This is a genomic window from uncultured Bradyrhizobium sp. (genome assembly GCF_947648125.1).
In the GTDB taxonomy this organism is placed as follows: Bacteria; Pseudomonadota; Alphaproteobacteria; order Rhizobiales; family Xanthobacteraceae; genus Bradyrhizobium.
On the sequence record NZ_CANSMR010000039.1, the window covers coordinates 1 to 18,958 of the forward strand.

The 18,958-nt window shown below is 65.3% G+C and carries 18 protein-coding genes; 12 read left to right on the top strand and 6 right to left on the bottom strand.

Going from position 1 to position 18,958, the window contains the following annotated elements; genetic code table 11:
• Nucleotides 1-138: 138 nt before the first annotated feature.
• Nucleotides 139-1,590 carry an NCS1 family nucleobase:cation symporter-1 gene (locus tag Q0030_RS36805; protein ID WP_298378804.1) on the bottom strand — a complete coding sequence of 484 codons (1,452 nt, stop codon included), beginning with the start codon at nucleotides 1,588-1,590 and terminating at the stop codon, nucleotides 139-141.
• A 222-nt stretch (nucleotides 1,591-1,812) separates the two neighbouring features.
• A complete protein-coding gene (hrpB, locus tag Q0030_RS36810; protein WP_298378807.1) occupies nucleotides 1,813-4,293 on the bottom strand; it encodes an ATP-dependent helicase HrpB in 2,481 nt (826 codons plus the stop codon).
• Nucleotides 4,294-4,517: 224 nt separating this feature from the next.
• Here hrpB and Q0030_RS36815 point away from each other — a divergent pair, with 224 nt between their 5' ends.
• From Q0030_RS36815 to Q0030_RS36855, 9 genes are all read left to right on the top strand, one after another.
• Nucleotides 4,518-5,585, top strand: a complete 1,068-nt coding sequence (locus Q0030_RS36815) for an acyltransferase family protein (RefSeq protein ID WP_298378809.1) — start codon at nucleotides 4,518-4,520, stop codon at nucleotides 5,583-5,585.
• 253 nt (nucleotides 5,586-5,838) lie between these two features.
• Nucleotides 5,839-6,450, top strand: a complete 612-nt coding sequence (locus tag Q0030_RS36820; protein ID WP_298378812.1) for a sigma-70 family RNA polymerase sigma factor — start codon at nucleotides 5,839-5,841, stop codon at nucleotides 6,448-6,450.
• 520 nt (nucleotides 6,451-6,970) lie between these two features.
• Complete coding sequence (locus Q0030_RS36825) at nucleotides 6,971-7,657, top strand: cytochrome c biogenesis CcdA family protein (RefSeq protein ID WP_298378814.1); 687 nt, start codon at nucleotides 6,971-6,973, stop codon at nucleotides 7,655-7,657.
• A gap of 18 nt (nucleotides 7,658-7,675) precedes the next feature.
• On the top strand, nucleotides 7,676-8,254 hold the full coding sequence (locus Q0030_RS36830) for a thioredoxin family protein (RefSeq protein WP_298378817.1): 579 nt from the start codon (nucleotides 7,676-7,678) through the stop codon (nucleotides 8,252-8,254).
• Between the two features lie 119 nt (nucleotides 8,255-8,373).
• The gene (locus Q0030_RS36835; RefSeq protein ID WP_298378820.1) at nucleotides 8,374-9,780 is read left to right on the top strand and encodes a cytochrome ubiquinol oxidase subunit I; all 1,407 of its coding nucleotides are present in this window, start codon (nucleotides 8,374-8,376) and stop codon (nucleotides 9,778-9,780) included.
• Complete coding sequence (gene cydB / locus Q0030_RS36840; protein ID WP_298378823.1) at nucleotides 9,777-10,778, top strand: cytochrome d ubiquinol oxidase subunit II; 1,002 nt, start codon at nucleotides 9,777-9,779, stop codon at nucleotides 10,776-10,778. The genes Q0030_RS36835 and cydB overlap by 4 nt, the downstream gene beginning before the upstream one ends.
• A gap of 101 nt (nucleotides 10,779-10,879) precedes the next feature.
• Complete coding sequence (locus Q0030_RS36845) at nucleotides 10,880-11,008, top strand: DUF2474 domain-containing protein (protein ID WP_298378939.1); 129 nt, start codon at nucleotides 10,880-10,882, stop codon at nucleotides 11,006-11,008.
• A gap of 168 nt (nucleotides 11,009-11,176) precedes the next feature.
• Complete coding sequence (locus Q0030_RS36850) at nucleotides 11,177-11,770, top strand: L,D-transpeptidase (protein ID WP_298378826.1); 594 nt, start codon at nucleotides 11,177-11,179, stop codon at nucleotides 11,768-11,770.
• Between the two features lie 63 nt (nucleotides 11,771-11,833).
• Nucleotides 11,834-12,871 (top strand): amino acid ABC transporter substrate-binding protein, encoded by a 1,038-nt coding sequence (locus Q0030_RS36855; protein ID WP_298378829.1) that lies wholly within the window; start codon nucleotides 11,834-11,836, stop codon nucleotides 12,869-12,871.
• 197 nt (nucleotides 12,872-13,068) lie between these two features.
• Here the strand turns inward: Q0030_RS36855 and Q0030_RS36860 are convergent, their stop codons facing one another.
• Together Q0030_RS36860 and Q0030_RS36865 are read right to left on the bottom strand one after the other, a co-directional pair.
• Nucleotides 13,069-14,208, bottom strand: coding sequence for an acyl-CoA dehydrogenase (locus Q0030_RS36860; protein ID WP_298378832.1), 1,140 nt, complete (start codon nucleotides 14,206-14,208; stop codon nucleotides 13,069-13,071).
• A gap of 149 nt (nucleotides 14,209-14,357) precedes the next feature.
• Nucleotides 14,358-15,542 carry an acyl-CoA dehydrogenase family protein gene (locus Q0030_RS36865; RefSeq protein WP_298378835.1) on the bottom strand — a complete coding sequence of 395 codons (1,185 nt, stop codon included), beginning with the start codon at nucleotides 15,540-15,542 and terminating at the stop codon, nucleotides 14,358-14,360.
• Nucleotides 15,543-15,710: 168 nt separating this feature from the next.
• On the opposite strand from Q0030_RS36865, the gene Q0030_RS36870 reads away from it, so the two are divergent.
• Nucleotides 15,711-16,256 carry a carboxymuconolactone decarboxylase family protein gene (locus Q0030_RS36870; protein WP_298378838.1) on the top strand — a complete coding sequence of 182 codons (546 nt, stop codon included), beginning with the start codon at nucleotides 15,711-15,713 and terminating at the stop codon, nucleotides 16,254-16,256.
• A 136-nt stretch (nucleotides 16,257-16,392) separates the two neighbouring features.
• Entirely contained in the window at nucleotides 16,393-16,887 is a 495-nt protein-coding gene (locus tag Q0030_RS36875; protein ID WP_298378841.1) for a VOC family protein, read from the top strand.
• Between the two features lie 105 nt (nucleotides 16,888-16,992).
• Here Q0030_RS36875 and Q0030_RS36880 read toward each other — a convergent pair whose 3' ends face one another.
• On the bottom strand, nucleotides 16,993-17,493 hold the full coding sequence (locus Q0030_RS36880; RefSeq protein WP_298378844.1) for a DUF2938 domain-containing protein: 501 nt from the start codon (nucleotides 17,491-17,493) through the stop codon (nucleotides 16,993-16,995).
• Nucleotides 17,486-18,349, bottom strand: coding sequence for a class I SAM-dependent methyltransferase (locus Q0030_RS36885; protein WP_298378847.1), 864 nt, complete (start codon nucleotides 18,347-18,349; stop codon nucleotides 17,486-17,488). Before Q0030_RS36885 ends, Q0030_RS36880 begins: the two co-directional genes overlap by 8 nt.
• A gap of 95 nt (nucleotides 18,350-18,444) precedes the next feature.
• Between Q0030_RS36885 and Q0030_RS36890 the strand changes: the two genes are divergently transcribed.
• Nucleotides 18,445-18,888, top strand: coding sequence for a helix-turn-helix domain-containing protein (locus Q0030_RS36890; protein ID WP_298378850.1), 444 nt, complete (start codon nucleotides 18,445-18,447; stop codon nucleotides 18,886-18,888).
• Nucleotides 18,889-18,958 lie beyond the last annotated feature (70 nt).

Below are 18,958 nucleotides of genomic sequence, written 5' to 3' on the forward strand. Positions count from 1 at the left end.
TTCCTAGGAGCCGCGGCCCCTCACCCGATTTGCTGCGCAAATCGACCTCTCCCCAATGGGGAGAGGTAAGCCCAGTCTGCCGACGCTATTCAACCCAAACTCATCCTGCTTTAGGCCGCCTTTCAGACGACCTCGCCCTCAGGCCGTTTTCGCGACCGGGCTCGGCATCGCAACGCGCAGCGCGTAATAGACCGCGCCTGCGATCCCGACACCGAAGAACCAGCCATAGACCGCCCACCAGGCCGGCAGGAGCGAGGTGAAGTTCGGCAGCACCGACGAGAACAGGGCGCCGATCGCGGCTGCGATCAGCGCGCTGACATTCCAGCCGTTCTGGAAGCGATATTCGCCGTCCTCCTGGTACAGCGCCGGCACGTTCACGCGACCTTTGGCGATCAAATAATAGTCGACCATCATGATCCCGAAGATCGGCCCCATGGTCGCGCCGATCAGCCCGACGAACGAGGCGGCGCTGCCCTCCCAGGGCGCGAACGGATACAGCGCCAAGGCGATGAGCGCCGCGATGTAACCGCCCTTCTTGAAGTCGATATGCCGCGGAAACACGTTCGAGAAATCGAACGCCGGCGAGACGAAATTGGCGACCACGTTGATGCCGAGCGTTGCCACCGCGAAGGTGACCGCGGCGAGCAGCGCCAGGAACCAGCTGTCGAACTTCGCCGAGATCTGGTCGGGATGCAGCAGCACCTCGTGATAGACGTTGAACGCCGCGATCGTGGTGACGCCGGCAACCAGCGAGAACAGGATCAGATTGACCGGCAGGCCCCAGATATTGCCCTTGCGCAGCGCCCTGGCGTCGGGCGCGTAACGCGAGAAGTCGCAGAAATTGAGATAGAGCGCCGCGAAATAGGTGATCCAGGTCGCGGCGACGGCGCACAGCGCCGGGAAGGTGCCGGGCTCGCCGGGCACGCCGGCATCCTTGGTCTTCTCCAGCAGCACATCCTGCGGGATCGGCGCGGTGAGCGAGATGCCGCCGGCCGCGATGCAGAGATAGATCGCAAGGATCAGCATCATCAGCCACACCGCCGGCCCCGCCCAGTCCTGGAAGCGCCGCACCGTCTCCATGCCGCGCTGGATGATCAGGAGTTGCAGCGCCCAGATCACGACGAAGCAGATCACCTCGAGCCCGGAATGGCCGAGCACATGGGTGGACTGGTGGAACGCCTTGAAGCTGTCCATACGCGTCAGCAGCGCGACGATCGCGCCCGAGGCCGCCGCGGTCTGCGCGCCGTACCAGAAGCAGGCGACGATGGCGCGCACCAGCGCCGGAATGTTGGCGCCCCAGATTCCGAACGAGGCCCGCGCCAGCACCGGATAGGGCACGCCGGTCTTCACGCCGGCATTGCCGATCAGGCTCATCAGCACGAAGATCACCAGCGAGCCGGCGCCGATCGCAAGGATGAAGTTGACGAAGCTGCCGCAGAGCAGGAACAGGCTGGCGGCGAGATAATAGCCCCACAGGCTATGCACGTCCGAGGTCCAGACGTTGAAGATGCTGAAGGCGCCCCAGTTGCGTTCCTTGGCCGGCGCCAGGTCTTCGTTGTACAGCGACGGCGATGCGTTCTTGATCTCCATGGCAGCGTCCCCAATGTGCGAGCCCGTGATCCCATCCCAGCCCGCAAATCTAACCACCGTTTGCCGGCGCTCGCCAGCGCTAGAGGTTGTCATGCCCGGCCTTGTGCCGGGCATCCACGTCTATGCATCCCACGTGCAAAGGAAGACGTGGATGGCCGGGACGAGCCCGGCCATGACGGGGAGCGAGTCAAATGTTCCCGAGTGCCGACTGCGCTCGAAATTTCAAGTCCCGCGCGGTTTCACGCGCCGGGTCGGCAGCGCGCTGGCCGGATCTTCCGGCCAGGGATGGCGCGGATAGCGGCCGCGGAGGTCGGAACGCACGGCAGCGTAACTGCCACGCCAAAAACCTGGCAGATCGCGCGTCACCTGCACCGGCCGCTGCGCCGGCGACAGCAGTTCGAGCACCAGCGGCACCGTGCCCCTGGCGATCGAGGGATGGGTGTTGAGCCCGAATAGCTCCTGCAGCCGCACCGCGATGGTCGGGCCCTGCTCGGCCTCGTAATCGATCGCAAGCTGCGTTCCCGTCGGCGCCTCGAAATGCGTCGGCGCCTCGCGATCGAGCCGCGCCCGCAATTCCCATGGCAGCAGCGCCATCAGCGCGTCCGACAGGTCACCGGCGGAGAGATCCTTCAGCGCGGTCTTGTCGTAGAGCGCGGGCACCAGCCAGTCGTCGGCGCGCGCGGCAAGCGCAGTGTCCGACAGATCGGGCCAGCTTTCGTCCTCGGCCTTGCGCAGGAACATGATTCGGTCGCGCCATTGTTTCGAGTGCTTCGACCACGGCAGCCGGTCGAGACCCGTGGCGATCAGGCCGTCGGCGAAGACGCGCGCGGTCTCGGCCGATGGCTTGAGCGGCATCGGCGCTTCCGACAGCGTGATCGCGTGCAGCGAACGCCTGCGGCGCGCGCGCAACGCCATCGCGCCGCGGTCGAACGTCACCTCCTCCACATTCTCGATCTGGTCGGCGAAGCGCTGCTCGATCTCGTCCTGGGTGATCGGCGCCGCCAGCAGGATGCGGCCATTCGCAGCCGTTCCGGTCAGTTCGGCAACCGCGATAGTGGGCAGCCGCGCCAGCGCCGCAGTCTGCTCCACGGCGGCGCCGCGGCCATTGGCCAGTACGAAGCTGCCATTGCCGCGGTTCTTCGCGACACGGTCCGGGAATGCGAAGGCCAGCATAACGCCGGTGGAGAGATCCTTCTGCTCGCTCACCGCCGCCTTCACTTGCGACGTCACTTGCGAAGCCCAGCGCGCGGCCATGCTGCGCGCGCTCGATGCCCGCTGCGAGCGGTCGCGGCGGAACTGGTCGAGCCTTTGGTCGAGATCGACGCTGTCGCCGCCGAGCCCGCGCTCGGTCAGCACCGCGGCAATCTCGGCCGCCACCTCGCCGGCGCCAAAGCGCGCGGAATCCACGATCATGCGGGCCAGCCGCGGCGGCAGCGCCAGCGCGCGCAAGCTCTTGCCCTCCTCGGTGATGCGGCCATCACCGTCGAGCGCACCGAGCTCGCCGAGCAGCGATCTTGCTTCCTTCAGCGCCGGTCCCGGCGGCGGATCGAGGAAGGCAAGGCTTGCGGGATCGCTGACGCCCCATTGCGCGAGGTCGAGCACCAGCGAGGACAAATCGGCGGAGAGGATCTCGGGCGCGGTGTAGGCCGGAAGCGAGGCGGTCTGCGGCTCGTCCCAGAGACGGTAGCAGACGCCGGGCTCGGTACGGCCGGCGCGGCCGCGGCGCTGATCGACCGCGGCGCGCGAGGCCCGCACTGTCTCGAGCCGGGTCAGCGCGATATCCGGCTCGTAGCGCGGCACTCGCGCGAGGCCGGAATCGACCACAATGCGCACGCCCTCGATAGTCAGCGAAGTCTCGGCGATCGAGGTCGCCAGCACCACCTTGCGGATGCCCTTCGGCGCCGGCGCGATGGCGCGGTCCTGCACGGCGGCATCGAGCGCGCCGAACAACGGCACGATCTCGACCGCGGCGTCGTGCACGCGCTCGGCGAGGAAGGTCTGGGTGCGGCGGATCTCGGCCGCGCCCGGCAGGAAGGCGAGCACCGAGCCGGCATCGGCGCGCAGCGCGGTCGCGATCGTCTCGGCCATCTGCCGCTCGACCGGCGCATCGACCTTGCGGCCGACATAGCGGGTCTCGACCGGAAAGGCGCGGCCTTCGCTCTCGACAACTGGTGCGTCGCCGAGCAGTTTTGCGACGCGCGCGCCGTCGAGCGTTGCCGACATCACGAGGATGCGCAGATCCTCGCGCAGGCCGGTCTGCGCGTCGCGCGCCAGCGCCAGCCCGAGATCGGCATCTAGCGAACGCTCGTGGAATTCGTCGAACAACACCGCGGCGACCCCGTTGAGCTCGGGATCGTCGAGGATCTGGCGCGAGAAAATGCCCTCGGTGACGACCTCGATCCGCGTCGCGCGCGATACCTTCGAGCCGAAGCGCACGCGATAGCCGACGGTCTCGCCGGCGCGCTCGCCCAGCGTCTTCGCCATCCGCTCGGCGCTGGCCCGCGCGGCGATGCGGCGCGGCTCCAGCACGATGATCTTCTTGCCCTTGGCCCAGGACGCATCGAGCAACGCCAGCGGCACGCGCGTGGTCTTGCCGGCGCCCGGCGGCGCGACCAGCACGGCGGCATTGTGGCGATCGAGCGTGCGGTCGAGCTCATCGAGCACGGTGTCGATCGGCAGCGGGCTATCGAATTGGTGCGGCAAGCGGTCTCATCGCGCCAGCGGCCCTCGGCCGACCTGCGTCCTGTGGTTAACGAACCCCGGATTCTGTTGGGATTCTCCTGGGATTTCCGGGCCTCATAGACCATTCGCCGGTTACAGGGAACCGGAGAAAGGTCCGCCTTCGGCGGCACATCATTTGTATGGATAAAGGAGAAAGCAACCGATCAGGCCGATGATGCGCCCGATCACGCCGGAACAGGACAAGGATGACCACAAACGGCACACAGGCTGCGACAGATCGCTCCGCCGGGAACGCGGCCGCGCGCGTCGATTGGGTCGACTATGCCAAGGGCATCTGCATCGTCATGGTCGTGATGATGCATTCGGTGCTGGGGGTCGAGAAGGCCGCCGAGCAGACTGGCTTCATGCATTATGTCGTGATGTTCGCAAAACCGTTCCGGATGCCGGACTTCTTCCTGATCTCGGGCCTGTTCCTGTCGGTCGTGATCGATCGCGATTGGCGCACCTATCTCGACCGCAAGGTGATGCACTTCGCCTATTTCTACGTGCTGTGGGTGACGATCCAGTTCGGCTTCAAGGCGCCGTCGCTGGCCGCTGAGGCAGGCTGGGCCGCGGTCGGGCTGCAATATCTCGAGGCCTTCATCGAGCCGTTCGGCACGCTGTGGTTCATCTATCTGCTGCCGATCTTCTTCGTCGTCACCAAGCTCACGCGCAACATCCATCCGCTCGCGATCTGGCTCGTCGCAGCAGCGCTGGAGGGCGCGCATGTCGTGACCGGCTGGACCGTGATCGACGAGTTCTGCGCCCGCTTCGTCTACTTCTTCACCGGCTACGTGCTCGCTGCTTACGTGTTCGCGCTGTCGGACCGCGCGCGGGCGCGGCCCGCATTTGCGCTGCTCGGGCTTGGGCTCTGGGCGCTCGTCAATGGCAGCCTGGTTGCGCTCGATGTCAGTGAATGGCCGGCCGTCTCGCTGGCGCTCGGCCTTGCCGGCGCCTGCGCGATCATCGTGACCGGCACGCTCTTGGCGCGCGCGCACTGGCTCGGCTTCCTGCGCTTTTGCGGCGAGCACTCGATCGTGATCTACCTCGCCTTCTTCCTGCCGATGGCCGTGACGCGCACCCTTCTGCTTCGCTTCGATGTTATTCACGACATCGGCCTGGTCTCGCTGATCGTCACCGCGATCGGCGTCGCCGGCGCGCTCCTGATCTGGCGGCTGGCGCTGGCAGCCCGGGCCAATTTCCTGTTCGAGCGGCCTGATGCGTTCTGGATTGCCCCGAAAAAGGCGGCGCCCGCTCTGCAGGCGGCCGAATAGGCCGCGAGTAGCGGATAAGTGCCAAAAGTCATGGGCCGGATTCGTTCCAACAGCGGCAAATCCGGCCGTTCGAATTTCCGCGCATTGAAATAACTGGCTTTTTGGAGCCGAATGTTTCGTCGCAAGGGCCGCGACGAAACAATTCTCCCGGTCACGAAACCATTTTCCGCTTTTCGCGCAGACATCCGGAAACGGGCGCTAACTAACAATTCTCCCAACGAACCGCCGCCCAACGGCGAACTGGGAGCCTGTCATGCCGAACGTCATCGCCATCAACTCAGCAGCCAAGAAGCTCATCGACGCTGCACGCGCGATCTCGGATGAAACGCTGCTCGCGCATATCGCCAAGAACGACCGCACCTCGATGCACACGCTCTATGCCCGTCACAACGTCCGGGTTTACCGCTTCGTGCTCCGGATGGTGCGCGACACCACAATGGCCGAGGACCTGGTCAGCCAGGTGTTCCTGGACGTCTGGCGTACCGCGACCCAGTTCGAGGGCCGCTCGCAGGTCTCGACCTGGCTGCTGTCGATCGCCCGCTTCAAGGCGCTGACCGCGCTGCGCCAGCGCAGGCATGAGGACATCGACCAGGACGACGTGCTGGAGATCGCCGACGGCGCCGACACGCCGGAAACCTCGCTCGATCGCGCCACCACCAGCGAGATCCTGCGCGCCTGCGTGGCCAAGCTGTCGCCGGCCCACCGCGAGATCATCAATCTGGTCTACTACCATGAGAAGTCGGTCGAGGAAGCCGGCCAGATCATCGGTATCCCGCAGAGCACGGTGAAGACCCGCATGTTCTATGCCCGCAAGCAGCTCGCCGACCTCCTGAGGGGCGCCGGCGTGGACAGCGTCGCGGCCTAAAGTAAAGTAAATTCAATAGCTTATGAGGGAGTTCAAGCACTCCGGGCTATTGTCCACGAAGCCAAAAAAGTTCGGCGACGAAACAATTGAAACAATCGACGACATCACCCGGAAAAACGCGATCTCTATACCCATATCCAACGACGCAACCCCAACCCCCAATTCACTGACCCAGGTTTCGATACCTCCTTAGTGCTAACCTCCCAAGTAACCTCCAACGACCCGGCCGGGATGCCCCCCAGCCGGGTCGCTCTGTTTTTGGCGCGGCAACTTGCGATGGTGCAGCGACGATACGCTCGCGACGATGGAAGACGAGACGATCGCTGTCGTCGCCCGGCTTGACCGGGCGACGACAGCGATTGGGTGGCGCGAGCCGCGCAACACATGACATCGGCCTCACGCTGACGTGACGTCATCGGCATCCGGACGGCCGTAACGGCTCACGCCGTCCTCGCGAAGAACATCAGGCGTACCCGGCACGGCCCTCTGGCGCGCCGGGACTTCTGATGGACGGACGACGATGCTCAGCCTTGCCCTTGCCCTGCTTGCCGGTGTCGCCACCGTCGCCGCCCCTTGCACCCTGCCGATGCTGCCAATCCTGCTTGGGGTATCGATAGGCCAGACCGGCAAGGCGCGGCCCGCGATGATCGCGCTCGGCTTCGTGATGTCATTCTCTGCGGTGGCATTGCTGCTGAGTGCGATCACGCGCGCCTTCGACTTCGATCCGAACCTGTTGCGGACCGGCGCGGCGATCCTGCTCGCGGGCTTCGGCCTCCTGATGATCTGGCCGGCGCCGTTCGAATGGCTGTCGATCCGGCTCACCGGCAGCGTTGGCCAAGCGGCGCCGTCGCCGAGCCTGTTCGGCGGCTTCGTGCTCGGCTCTACGCTCGGCCTGGTGTGGACGCCCTGCGCCGGTCCCGTGCTCGGCTCGATTCTGACCATCGTCGCGACCTCGAAGGACACGGCGTGGGCGAGCCTGCAGCTCGTCACCTACGCGATCGGCGCCGCGATCCCGATGCTTGCCATTGCCTATGGCGGGCAGGCCGTCACCACCCGCGTGCGCAGCATGGCGCGGATCGCGCCGCGGCTCCAGCAGGGATTTGGCGTCGTGATCATCGCCTTCGCCGCGCTGTCCTACCTGCAATACGACACGCTGATCGTGGCGTGGCTGACCCAATTCTATCCCAACGGCCAGATCGGCCTGTGAGCTCATAAGGAGATATCGATGTCCCTGCGCTTGATTGCTGTATCCACTCTGGTGGCGGGCCTTGGCCTCGGCGGCGCCGTCATCCCCGGCCTCTGCACCGAGTCCAACGCGCCGGCCGTGCCCGTTCCGATGGCCACCGCGATGACCACCGCGCAGAGCCAGACCGCGCCCGAATTCACCGGGATCAGCAACTGGTTCAATTCGCAGCCGCTGAAACTTGCCGACCTGCGCGGCAAGGTCGTGCTGGTGGATTTCTGGACCTATGGCTGCGTCAACTGCGTCAACACGCTGCCGCACGTCACCCAACTCTATTCAAAGTACCGGGATCGCGGCCTCGTCGTGATCGGGGTCCACACGCCCGAATTCCCGTTCGAGCATTCGGCCTCCAACGTGCAGGCGGCGCTGAAGCGGCACGGCATCCTGTATCCGGTGGCGCAGGACAACAATTCGCAGACCTGGAACGCCTACCACAACGAGTATTGGCCGGCGCAATACATCATCGACCAGAACGGCAAGATCGTGTTCCAGCATGCCGGCGAGGGGCAGTACGACGAGATCGACCGCACCGTCGCCCGGCTGCTCAACGCCAATAGCTGATTGGACAATTTGTCAGCCAATTGGACAATCCGCCGTCATTCCCGGCATGATAGGCTCAGTGCCGGGAATGCGCGATCCCGAACGTGATCGCGCCCGAAATTGACGACGGACGGTGCGTGATGTTCGAAGGCTGGGATGCGGTCGTACTCGCCCGCGCGCAATTCGCTTTCACGATGTCGTTCCACATCGTGTTTCCCGCATTCTCGATCGGGCTCGCGAGCTATCTCGCCGTGCTCGAAGCGCTGTGGCTGGCCACCAAGCGCGAGGTCTACATCAACCTGTTCAATTACTGGCTGAAGATCTTCGCGGTCGCGTTCGGCATGGGCGTGGTCTCGGGCATCGTGATGTCCTACCAGTTCGGCACCAACTGGTCGTCGTTTGCCGACAAGACCGGGCCGGTGATCGGCCCGATGATGGCCTATGAGGTGCTGACCGCATTCTTCCTCGAGGCGGGCTTCCTCGGCGTGATGCTGTTCGGGCTCGAGCGCGTCGGCCCCAGGTTGCACTTCGTCGCGACGTTGATGGTCGCGATCGGCACGCTGATCTCGGCGTTCTGGATTCTGTCGGCCAATTCCTGGATGCAGACGCCGACTGGCCATGCCGTCAATGCCGACGGCCAGTTCGTCGCTGCCGACTGGTTGAAGGTGATCTTCAATCCCTCGTTCCCCTATCGCCTCGTGCACATGGTGCTGGCGGCATACCTCACCACTTCGCTCGTGGTCGGCGGGGTCGGCGCCTGGCACCTGCTGCGCGACCAGCATCTTGCCGGCCCGCGCGTGATGTTCTCGATGGCGATGTGGATGGCGACGCTGGTGGCGCCGATCCAGATCCTCGCCGGCGACCAGCACGGCCTCAACACGCTGGAGCACCAGCCGGCCAAGGTGATGGCGATGGAAGGCCACTTCCAAAGCCACAAGGACGGCGCGCCGCTGATCCTGTTCGGCTGGCCCGACCAGCGTGATGCCAAGGTGAAATACGCGATCGAGGTGCCGAAACTGTCGTCGCTGATCCTGAAGCATTCGCTCGACGCACCGCTCGCCGGCCTCGACACCGTGCCGCGTGAGAACTGGCCGCCGGTGCCGATCACCTTCTGGGCGTTCCGCATCATGGTCGGGCTCGGCTTCCTGATCCTGGGGCTCGGCCTGTTCAGCCTGCTGATGCGCTGGCGCGGCATGATGTACCAGTCACAGCTGCTGCATCGCTTCGCGGTCCTGATGGGCCCGGCCGGCTTCATCGCGGTGCTCGCGGGCTGGATCACCACCGAGACCGGGCGGCAACCGTTCACCGTCTACGGGCTGCTGCGCACCACCGATTCGGCATCGCCGCTGGCGGCGCCGGCGGTGGGCTCGTCGCTGATCGCCTTCATCATCGTCTATTTCGCGGTGTTCGCCGCCGGCGTGATCTACATCCTGCGGCTGATGGCGCAGCCGCCGCATCCCGGCGAGCAAGGCCCGACAAAAGACCTTCCCGCCCGTGCGGCCGGCATCACGCCGGCGGCAGGTGCAGCCGTGGAGGGCGTGCGATGATCGACCTCGCCACGATCTGGGCCTTCATCATCGCCTTCGCCGTGTTCGTCTATGTCGTGATGGACGGCTTCGACCTCGGCCTCGGCATCCTGTTCCCGCTGTTCCCGCAAAAGACCGATCGCGACGTCATCATGAACACGGTGGCGCCGGTGTGGGACGGCAACGAGACCTGGCTGGTGCTCGGCGGCGGCGGCATGATGGCGGCGTTTCCGCTGGCCTATGCGGTGCTGATGCCGGCGCTCTACACGCCAATGATCGCGATGCTGCTCGGCCTCGTATTCCGCGGCGTCGCCTTCGAATTCCGCTGGCGCACCCAGAAGGCGCGCAACAAATGGGATCTCGCCTTTGCCGGCGGCTCGCTGGTGGCGACGCTGGCGCAGGGCATCGCGCTCGGCGCCATCCTGCAGGGCATCCATGTCGAGGGACGCCACTATGCCGGCGGCTGGTGGGATTGGCTGACGCCGTTCAGCGTCCTGACCGGCATTGCGCTGGTGATCGGCTATGCGCTGCTGGGCGCGACCTGGCTGGTGATGAAGACCGAAGGCGAGCTGCGCGACCGCGCCTATCATCTGACGTGGGTGTTGTTGGTCGCGATGCTGTGCGCGATCGGCGCCGTCAGCATCGCAACGCCATTCCTGGCCGTGCAGTATACCCAGCGCTGGTTCGCCTGGCCCAACATTATCCTCACCGCGCCGGTGCCGATCGCGGTCGCCGCCGTCACCGCGCTCTTGCTGCGCGCCCTCAGCAACAAGAACGACCACCAGCCGTTCTTCCTGACGCTGGCGTTGTTCGGACTGTCCTATGCCGGGCTCGGCATCAGCATGTATCCGTACATCGTGCCGCAGAGCATCACGATCTGGCAGGCGGCGTCGCCCGCGAACAGCCAGATCTTCATGCTGTTCGGGGTCTCGATCCTGGTGCCGCTGATCCTGGGCTACACCGCCTGGGCCTATTGGGTGTTCCGCGGCAAGGTACGCCCCGGCCACGGATACCACTGATGCCGACAGAGCGTTTTCCAGCGAAGTGGATCCCGGTTCGCGTCAAGAAAACGCGTCAAGACGAGAATCGAGAGCCCCGTTCCGATTCCATCGGAACGGAAATGACTCTCGTGCCGAATCAGCGGCCACTTGGCCAGCGCCTGTTGTGGTTTGCAGCGCTCTGGCTCGGCGGTGTCGGCACGGTGACCCTGGTCTCTTTCGCGTTGCGACTCTGGATTGCGCCGAAATAAGGCCGCCCACGCGGCGTGCCACGGGCCCAGTGACAAAAAACAGAAGCATTACAGTGATATAGTGTGACGCCCGCCCTAAACTTGCCATCAAGCTGCCGCTGAGATTTGATGCTGCCGCGATTTGGGTGGAGCAACCAATTTGGCCGCGCGCCACAAGGAGAGCTTTGCATGACGAAACTTCGTCACTTGGTTTGGATGTTGATCGCCACGGGCGCTCTCGTGCTGTCGACGTCGCAAGGCTTTGCCCAGAGCCGCCCGGATGCCGACGAGCCGGGCCTGATCGCCGACGACGGCTACGAGCTCGATCCGGAATGGCAGAAGCAGGTCGTGTACTACCGGACCAATGAGGCACCGGGCACCATCATCGTCTCCACCGCCGAACGCCATCTCTACCTCGTGCAGGGCAACGGCCGCGCGCTTCGCTACGGCATCGGCGTCGGCCGCGACGGCTTTCAGTGGCAGGGGCTGGTGACCATCACCCGCAAGGCCGAGTGGCCGGACTGGACGCCGCCGCCGGAAATGATCGCCCGCCAGCCCTATCTGCCGCGCTTCATGGCAGGCGGCCCGGGCAATCCGCTCGGCGCCCGCGCGATGTATCTCGGCACCACGGTCTATCGCATCCACGGCACCAACCGGCCCGACACCATCGGCACCGCCATCTCGTCCGGCTGCTTCCGCCTGGTCAACGCCGACGTCGCCGATCTCTACAGCCGCGTTCCCGTCGGCACCAAGGTGATCATCCGGCAGAAGCCCGAACTGTAATCTCGACCCACCCGCCTTCGATATCCGACCTGTATTTCCCCGATCATTCGCGAGAGAGAACCCATGCGTACATTTCGAGGCGGCCTGACGATCGGGCTCGCGGTCGCTGCACTGGTTGCGGCCGCCGCCATCACCTATGAGCGTTACGACACCCGCACGCTGAAGCGCACCGTCCGCCGCGGCGATGTGCTGTGCGGCGTCAACAAGGGCCTGCCGGGCTTCTCGATCCCGGACGACAAGGGCAACTGGACCGGCTTCGACGTCGACTTCTGCCGCGCGGTGGCCTCGGCGATCTTCGACGATCCGACGAAGGCGAAGTTCGTTCCGCTCGACGCCAGCGAACGCTTCAAGGAGCTGCAGAACCGCAAGGTCGACATCCTCTCGCGCAACTCCACCTGGAGCATGTCGCGCGAGACCAATTACGACCTCTATTTCCCGGCGGTCGCCTATTATGACGGCCAGGGCTTCATGTTGCCGCGCTCGCGCAACATCGATTCCGCGCTCGACCTGAACGGCAGCAAGGTCTGCGTGCAAGCCAACACCACGACGCAGCTCAACCTCGCCGACTATTTCCGTGCCAACAACATGAAGTACACGGAGATGAAGTTCGACAAGCTGGAGGATGTCGTGAAGGCCTATGACACCGGCCAGTGCGATACGCTGACGTCGGACGCCTCGCAGCTCTATGCGCTGCGGCTCAACCTCTCCAAGCCGAACGACCACACCATCCTGGCCGACATCATCTCCAAGGAGCCGCTGGCGCCGGTGGTCCGGCTCCGCGACGACGACTGGATGATGATCGTGAAATGGACGCTCTACGCCATGATCAATGCCGAAGAACTCGGCATCACCTCGAAGAATATCGACGAGGCGCTGAAATCGAAGAAGCCGGAAGTGATGCGGCTGGTCGGCACCGAGGGCTCCTATGGCGAGGATCTCGGCCTGACCAAGGACTGGGCCGTGCGCATCATCCGCCATGTCGGCAATTACGGCGAGGTCTACGACCGCAACGTCGGCGCCGATTCCAGGCTGAAGATTCCGCGCGGCATGAACCAGCTCTGGAACGCCGGCGGCGTCCAGTACGCGCCGCCGATTCGGTAACCGCGCGTAGCTAGGCCACCGCTGCTACCGCATGCACAGCTGTCATGCCCCGCGAAAGCGGGGCATCCAGTACGCCGCGGCCTCTCGGCTCAAGCACAAGCGCCTCTGGAATACTGGATCGCCCGGTCGAGCCGGGCGATGACAGGGAGTTGCGTGGCGACGACGCCGCATTATGCGGGCGGCGCCGTCGCCCTCGATCAGTAGCCCTTGCCGCTCGCCAGTTGGTCGGTGTGGAAATTGCTGTCGCCGAACAGCTCCTGGCAGACGCGGGCGCGCTTCATGAAGAAGCCGATGTCGAACTGGTCGGTCATGCCCATGCCGCCATGCATCTGCACGCCCTCCTGGACGGCCAGCGTCGCGGTGGTGCCGGCGCGCGCTTTTGCCACCGCGACCGCGTTGCCCGCCTTGTCCAGATCGGCATCGAGCGCCTGCAGCGCCTTCAACACGGCGGCGCGGGTGATCTCGATATCGATGTAAAGCTCGGCGGCACGGTGCTGCAGCGCCTGGAATTCGCCGATCGCCTTGCCGAACTGCTTGCGCTCCTTCAGATAGGTCACGGTGCGGCCGAACACCTCGTCGGAGAGACCGACCATTTCGGACGCGACCGCGCCACGGCCGATGTTGAGCACACCCTCGAGCAGCCCGCCTCCCTGATCGACCTCGCCGAGCACGCTGTCGGCATTGACCTCGACATTGTCGAACACGATGCGCGCCGCATTGTGCGAATCGACCATCGCGGTGCGCTCGACCGCGAGGCCCTTCGCCTTCGGATCGACCAGGAACAGCGTCAACCCGTTCTTGTCGCCGGCGCTGCCGGCTGTGCGCCCCGCGACGATCAACAGATCGGCGGTGTGGCCGTCGACCACGAAGGCCTTGTCGCCGGACAGCTTGAAGCCGTTGCCGGAACGCGTGGCCTGCAACTTCGTCTGCAAGGGGCGATGCTTGGCGCCCTCATCGATCGCGAGCGCTGCGAGCAGCGAGCCGTCGGCAATTTTCGGCAGATGCTGCGCCTTCTGCGCCTCGCTGCCGCCGCGCGACAGCGCAGAGGCCGCAAGCACCGAAGTCGCGAGGAATGGCGAGGGCATCAAGGTGCGGCCGATCTCCTCCATGACAATGCCCGCCTCGACGCAGCCAAGCCCGCTGCCGCCGAACTGGTCCGGGACCAGGAGGCCGGAGAAGCCCATCTCGGCAAAGGTCTTCCAGAGCTCGCGCGAGAAGCCGGTGGTGTCCTTGCTGTCGCGCAAGGAGCGCAAATGCGCCACCGGCGCCTTGTCGCTGATGAGACCGCGCGCACTGTCGCGCAGCATGGATTGTTCTTCGGTGAGGACGAGGGCCATGGATGGATCCGATAAATCTGATGTTGTTCGTTCAAGCGAATTTCAAGGGAACGTCATGCCCGGCCTTGTGCCGGGCATCCACGTCTTGTGCCAGCCGCGACAAAGACGTGGATGGCCGGGTCAAGCCCGGCCATGACGGCGGAAAGACTTCACGCCCCCGGCAGATCGAGGATGCGCTTGGCGACGATGCTGAGCATCACCTCCGAGGTGCCGCCCTCGATCGAGTTGGCCTTGGTGCGCAGCCAGGCGCGCGGACGGGCGCCGCCCCTGGAGCGGTCGCTCTCCCATTCCAGCGCGTCGATGCCGCCCGCCGACATCAGGATCTCGTAGCGGCGCTTGTTGAGCTCGGTGCCGTAATATTTCATCGCCGACGAGAACGCCGGATGCGATTGCCCGGCCTTGGCGAGATCGACCGCGCGCTCCGCCGCCGCGGCGAGTGCGGCCTCGTCGACCTCGAAGCTCGCGATCTGGCTGCGCAGCTGGGCGTCGTCGAGCCGGCCTTGCGCGTCCGCGCCGACCGAGTCGGCCGCGATCTGGCCGAGCGGACGGCCGACGCCGCGCTCGCCCATGCCCGAGATCATCGCGCGCTCGTGCTGCAGCAGATATTTCGCGACGTCCCAGCCGCGATTGACGGTGCCCACGACATGCGACTTCGGCACGCGGACATTGTCGAAGAAGGTCTCGCAGAACGGCGAATAGCCGGAGATCAAGAGGATCGGTTTGGTCGACACCCCCTTCGACGCCATGTCGAAGAGAATGAAACTGATGCCGTCGTGCTTCTTGGCCGAGGGATCGGTGCGCACCAGGCAGAAGATCCAGTCGGCATAGTTTGCGTAGGAGGTCCAGATCTTCTGGCCGTTGATGATGTAGTCGTCGCCGTCGCCGACCGCGCGGGTCTGCAGCGAGGCGAGGTCGGAGCCGGCGTTCGGCTCGGAATAGCCCTGGCACCAGCGGATCAGACCCGCGGTGATCTTGGGCAGATGCTCCTTCTTCTGCTCCTCGGTGCCGTATTGCAGCAGCGCCGGTCCGAGCATCGAGATGCCAAACGAGGTCAGCGGCTGGCGCGCGCCGATCGCCGCCATCTCCTGGCGCACGATCTTGGCTTCCTCGCCGTCGAGGCCGCCGCCGCCATATTGCTTCGGCCAATGCGGCACGGTCCAACCCTTGTCGCGCATCCGCTCGAACCAGACCCGCTGCGCGTCCGAGGAGAATTTCGCGTTGCGGCCACCCCAGAAGGTGTCGCCATCGGAGGTCATCGGTTGGCGCATCTCCGCCGGGCAGTTCTGCTCCAGCCAGGCGCGGGTCTCCGCGCGGAATTTCTCGAGGTCAGCCATGGTGCGTTTCCAGTCAAATTCGACGAATTGGATTCGACCTTAGACCTACGCAGCCGCCGAATTCAATATGCCTCGCAGCTGCGCCATGCTCTGGCGTCGCTACTCACCTCGCGCGATCGGGTGTATCGCCGAAGTGGGGTAACGATTGAAAAACAAGAGGAAACGGACATGCGGCTGAAGCTGCTTTCGCCTAGCGAAATGAACCCCGCCCAGAAAGAAACCTACGACGAGTCGATCGCCGGCAAGCGCGGCGCGCCACCGGCGCCGATGATGGCCTGGCTCAACAGCCCGGAGATGGCGCGGCATGCCACGCGGCTCGGCGAGGTGCTGCGCTTCGACACGGTCTTCCCGCCGAAGCTGTCGGAGATCGCGATCCTCGTCACCGCGCGGCACTGGACCGCGCATTACGAATGGTATGCCCACAAACGCCTTGCGCTGAAGGCCGGCCTCGATCCGAAGATCATCGAGGACATTCGCGTGCGCCGGACGCCGAGCTTCGACGACCCCAAGGCCAAGATGATCTACGACGTCGCCAAGGCGCTGCACGAAGGCCACGGCCTGCCGAAAGGACTGTATGACGAGGCGGTCGAGGTGCTGAGCCTGCGCGGCCTGGTCGAGGTGATCGGCCTCTGCGGCTACTACACCATGGTGTCGATGACGCTGAACACGTTCGAGTTCCAGCTGCCCGGCGGCGAGTTGTCGGAGCTCTGCTAGGCTCAGCCGACCCGTGGCGCCGTTCGGAAACGCTGCGTTTCCGGATGGATTGCTCCGGCTCCGGCAAATCCGGACTATATCAGGCGGCGAAGCCTTGCCCCTGACGGCAAGGCATTGATGCCAACGGAGCCAGGTCATGCCGGAAAATCCCCCCATCATCGCGGGTACGCGAATCGGGCATGTCCACCTCAAGGTGGCCGATCTCGAGCGGGCGCTCGGCTTCTATTGCGGCGTGCTCGGCTTCGAGCTGCAGCAGCGCTTGGGCACGGATGCGGCCTTCATCTCGGCCGGCGGCTATCACCACCACATCGGCCTCAACACCTGGGAGAGTAAGGGCGGCCATCCGCCGCCGCCCGGCACGACCGGCCTGTTCCACACCGCTATCCTTTATCCGACCCGCCCGGCGCTCGCCGACGCGCTGCATCGCGTGCTGTCGGCCGGCATCCAGCTCGATGGCGCCAGCGACCACGGCGTCAGCCAGGCGCTCTATTTGCGCGATCCCGACGAGAACGGCGTCGAGCTCTATTGGGACCGGCCCGAAGCCGAATGGCCGCGCAGCGCGGACGGCAGGCTTTCGATGTTCACGCGACGGCTGGATCTCGAGGATCTCTTGAAACAGCGGGCGGCGTAATTCCGCAACCCGGAAGGGCTCTTGTAGCCCGGATGAAGCGCAGCGAAATCCGGGGTTCGCTCCATGGGTGATACTGTTCCCGGATTACGCTTCGCTTCATCCGGGCTACGAATTCACCAGACTGACGATCCAGCCGGCCGCGTAGAGCCCAACGCCGAACACCGCATGCGTCAGGAGGCTCTGCAGCCGCGCGGCCCATGGATGGGGCGTACGGCTCGCGGCGATGCCGGCGCCCATCGCGGGCTGCATCACCAGGAACGGTGCGGCCACGCTGCCGATCCCGACCATCAGAGCCGGAGCGATGGTCGGCTGCCGCGCCCAACCAAGCCCGAAGATCGCAAGCAGCGCGCCGGCAAAGCCGATCCCGATCAGATAATGCGCGGCCCATCCGATCACCCGTTCGCCCACGACCTGCGGCGACGCGGCGATGCGATCGTGGCGCAAGCGGCCGGATGCGAGATGGCCGAGCCAGCGGCCGACCAGCGCATAATCCAGCGACGGAATGCCGAGCAGATGCTTGCGGACCATCCCCCAGACGTCCATCACGACCGTCGCACCGGTGCCGATCAGCATCGCGCGCGCCAGAAAGTCCATCGCGTCAGCCATGCGCGGCCTCCACCGGTGCTCGTGCCGCAGTCATCCAGCAGGCTGCGGCGAAGCGAATTTCGCTGCCGTGGATGTAGCGATCGAAGGCACCACGCACGGTCTCGATCACCTGCGTGCGACGCGGCTCTTCCATCTCCTGCAGCATCGTGCCGACCGGGCCGAGCCAGCTCACATAGCGGGTCAACTCCGATGCCGGGAAGCTCAAGACGACATCGACCGGCTCGATCCCGATCGCGTCCCAGCCGCTATCTTCCAGGATGCGCTCGACCCGCTCCCGGTCAGCGAAGCCGAACTGCCCCGGCGCGTCGGGACGCCGCGCCGGAAGATCCGGCAGCAGCGGCTTCGCCGCCCGCTCCGCCGTCGTCATGAACGGGTTCTCGGCCGGACCGCGCCACGCGATGAAGCGAAGCGCAGCACTCGGCCGGGCGGCCCGCCGCAGATTGGCGAAGGCCTGCACCGGATCGGCAAAGAACATCACGCCGAGACGCGAGATGATCATGTCGAAGCTCGCCGGCGCAAAGCCATGGGTCTGCGCGTCGGCGCAGATGAAGCTGGCGGACCGCCCTTCCCGCTCCGCGCGGGCGCGGGCAGCCGCGATCATCGGTTCGGAGATGTCGATGCCGGTGCAATGCCCCTCCGGGCCGAGCATGTGAGCGACGGCGAATGTCGTGGCGCCCGTGCCGCAGCCGATATCCAGCACATGGCTGGCTGCAGCATCGGCCACCGCCTGAACGAGCAGCGCTTCAAGCGGCTTGAACATCCCTTCCAGCACGTCGCGTGTCTCGACCCAGGCGCGCCCGGCAGCGCCGTTCCAGAGTTTGACCTGCTCGTCCTCGGCCTGCGGTGTGGCACTCATGATCTCGTCCTTTTGCTATTTGCCTGTCCTGATGCTTGCCTTAGGCAAGCGACTGGCGGCACACTGCCAGTTCAAGTGAACTTGAGGTCAAGGCCATGCGGGACATCGACATCGCGGAGGTGGCGCAATTATCGGGCGTTCGCGCCTCGACGTTGCGCTTCTACGAGGAAAAGGGGCTGATCGCTTCGCATGGAAGGCGCGGGCTGCGCCGGCTGTTCGATCCCGCCGTGCTCGACCGGCTGGCGCTGATCGCGCTCGGGCGCGCCTCCGGCTTCTCGCTCGACGAGATCGCGAGAATGTTCGCGCCCGACGGCAGGCCGCGCATCGACCGGAAATTGCTCGCTGCCAAGGCCGACGAACTCGACCGCACCATCCGCCGGCTCAACGCGATGCGCGACGGACTGCGCCACGCCGCCGTCTGTCCCGCGCCGAGCCACATGGAATGTCCGACCTTCCGCCGCCTGCTGCGGGTTGCAGCGGCCGGGAAGATCGGCGAGAAGAAGAAGGTGAAGAAGTCGCGACGCAAGTCGGGATCGTAGCCCGGATGCAGCGCAGCGAAATCCGGGGTTCTCTCTATGAGGTGATACTGTTCCCGGATTGCGCTTCGCT

Bases quoted from the DNA above. Each gene is read 5' to 3' on its own strand.
- Q0030_RS36805 (WP_298378804.1), bottom strand. From the start codon at position 1,590: ATGGAGATCAAGAACGCATCGCCGTCGCTGTACAACGAAGACCTGGCG.
- Q0030_RS36830 (WP_298378817.1), top strand. From the start codon at position 7,676: ATGTCCCTGCGCTTGATTGCTGTATCCACTCTGGTGGCGGGCCTTGGC.
- Q0030_RS36870 (WP_298378838.1), top strand. From the start codon at position 15,711: ATGCGGCTGAAGCTGCTTTCGCCTAGCGAAATGAACCCCGCCCAGAAA.
- cydB (WP_298378823.1), top strand. From the start codon at position 9,777: ATGATCGACCTCGCCACGATCTGGGCCTTCATCATCGCCTTCGCCGTG.
- Q0030_RS36820 (WP_298378812.1), top strand. From the start codon at position 5,839: ATGCCGAACGTCATCGCCATCAACTCAGCAGCCAAGAAGCTCATCGAC.
- Q0030_RS36835 (WP_298378820.1), top strand. From the start codon at position 8,374: ATGTTCGAAGGCTGGGATGCGGTCGTACTCGCCCGCGCGCAATTCGCT.
- Q0030_RS36850 (WP_298378826.1), top strand. From the start codon at position 11,177: ATGACGAAACTTCGTCACTTGGTTTGGATGTTGATCGCCACGGGCGCT.
- Q0030_RS36845 (WP_298378939.1), top strand. From the start codon at position 10,880: ATGACTCTCGTGCCGAATCAGCGGCCACTTGGCCAGCGCCTGTTGTGG.
- Q0030_RS36875 (WP_298378841.1), top strand. From the start codon at position 16,393: ATGCCGGAAAATCCCCCCATCATCGCGGGTACGCGAATCGGGCATGTC.
- Q0030_RS36890 (WP_298378850.1), top strand. From the start codon at position 18,445: ATGCGGGACATCGACATCGCGGAGGTGGCGCAATTATCGGGCGTTCGC.
- Q0030_RS36885 (WP_298378847.1), bottom strand. From the start codon at position 18,349: ATGAGTGCCACACCGCAGGCCGAGGACGAGCAGGTCAAACTCTGGAAC.
- Q0030_RS36825 (WP_298378814.1), top strand. From the start codon at position 6,971: ATGCTCAGCCTTGCCCTTGCCCTGCTTGCCGGTGTCGCCACCGTCGCC.
- Q0030_RS36865 (WP_298378835.1), bottom strand. From the start codon at position 15,542: ATGGCTGACCTCGAGAAATTCCGCGCGGAGACCCGCGCCTGGCTGGAG.
- Q0030_RS36880 (WP_298378844.1), bottom strand. From the start codon at position 17,493: ATGGCTGACGCGATGGACTTTCTGGCGCGCGCGATGCTGATCGGCACC.
- Q0030_RS36860 (WP_298378832.1), bottom strand. From the start codon at position 14,208: ATGGCCCTCGTCCTCACCGAAGAACAATCCATGCTGCGCGACAGTGCG.
- Q0030_RS36855 (WP_298378829.1), top strand. From the start codon at position 11,834: ATGCGTACATTTCGAGGCGGCCTGACGATCGGGCTCGCGGTCGCTGCA.
- Q0030_RS36815 (WP_298378809.1), top strand. From the start codon at position 4,518: ATGACCACAAACGGCACACAGGCTGCGACAGATCGCTCCGCCGGGAAC.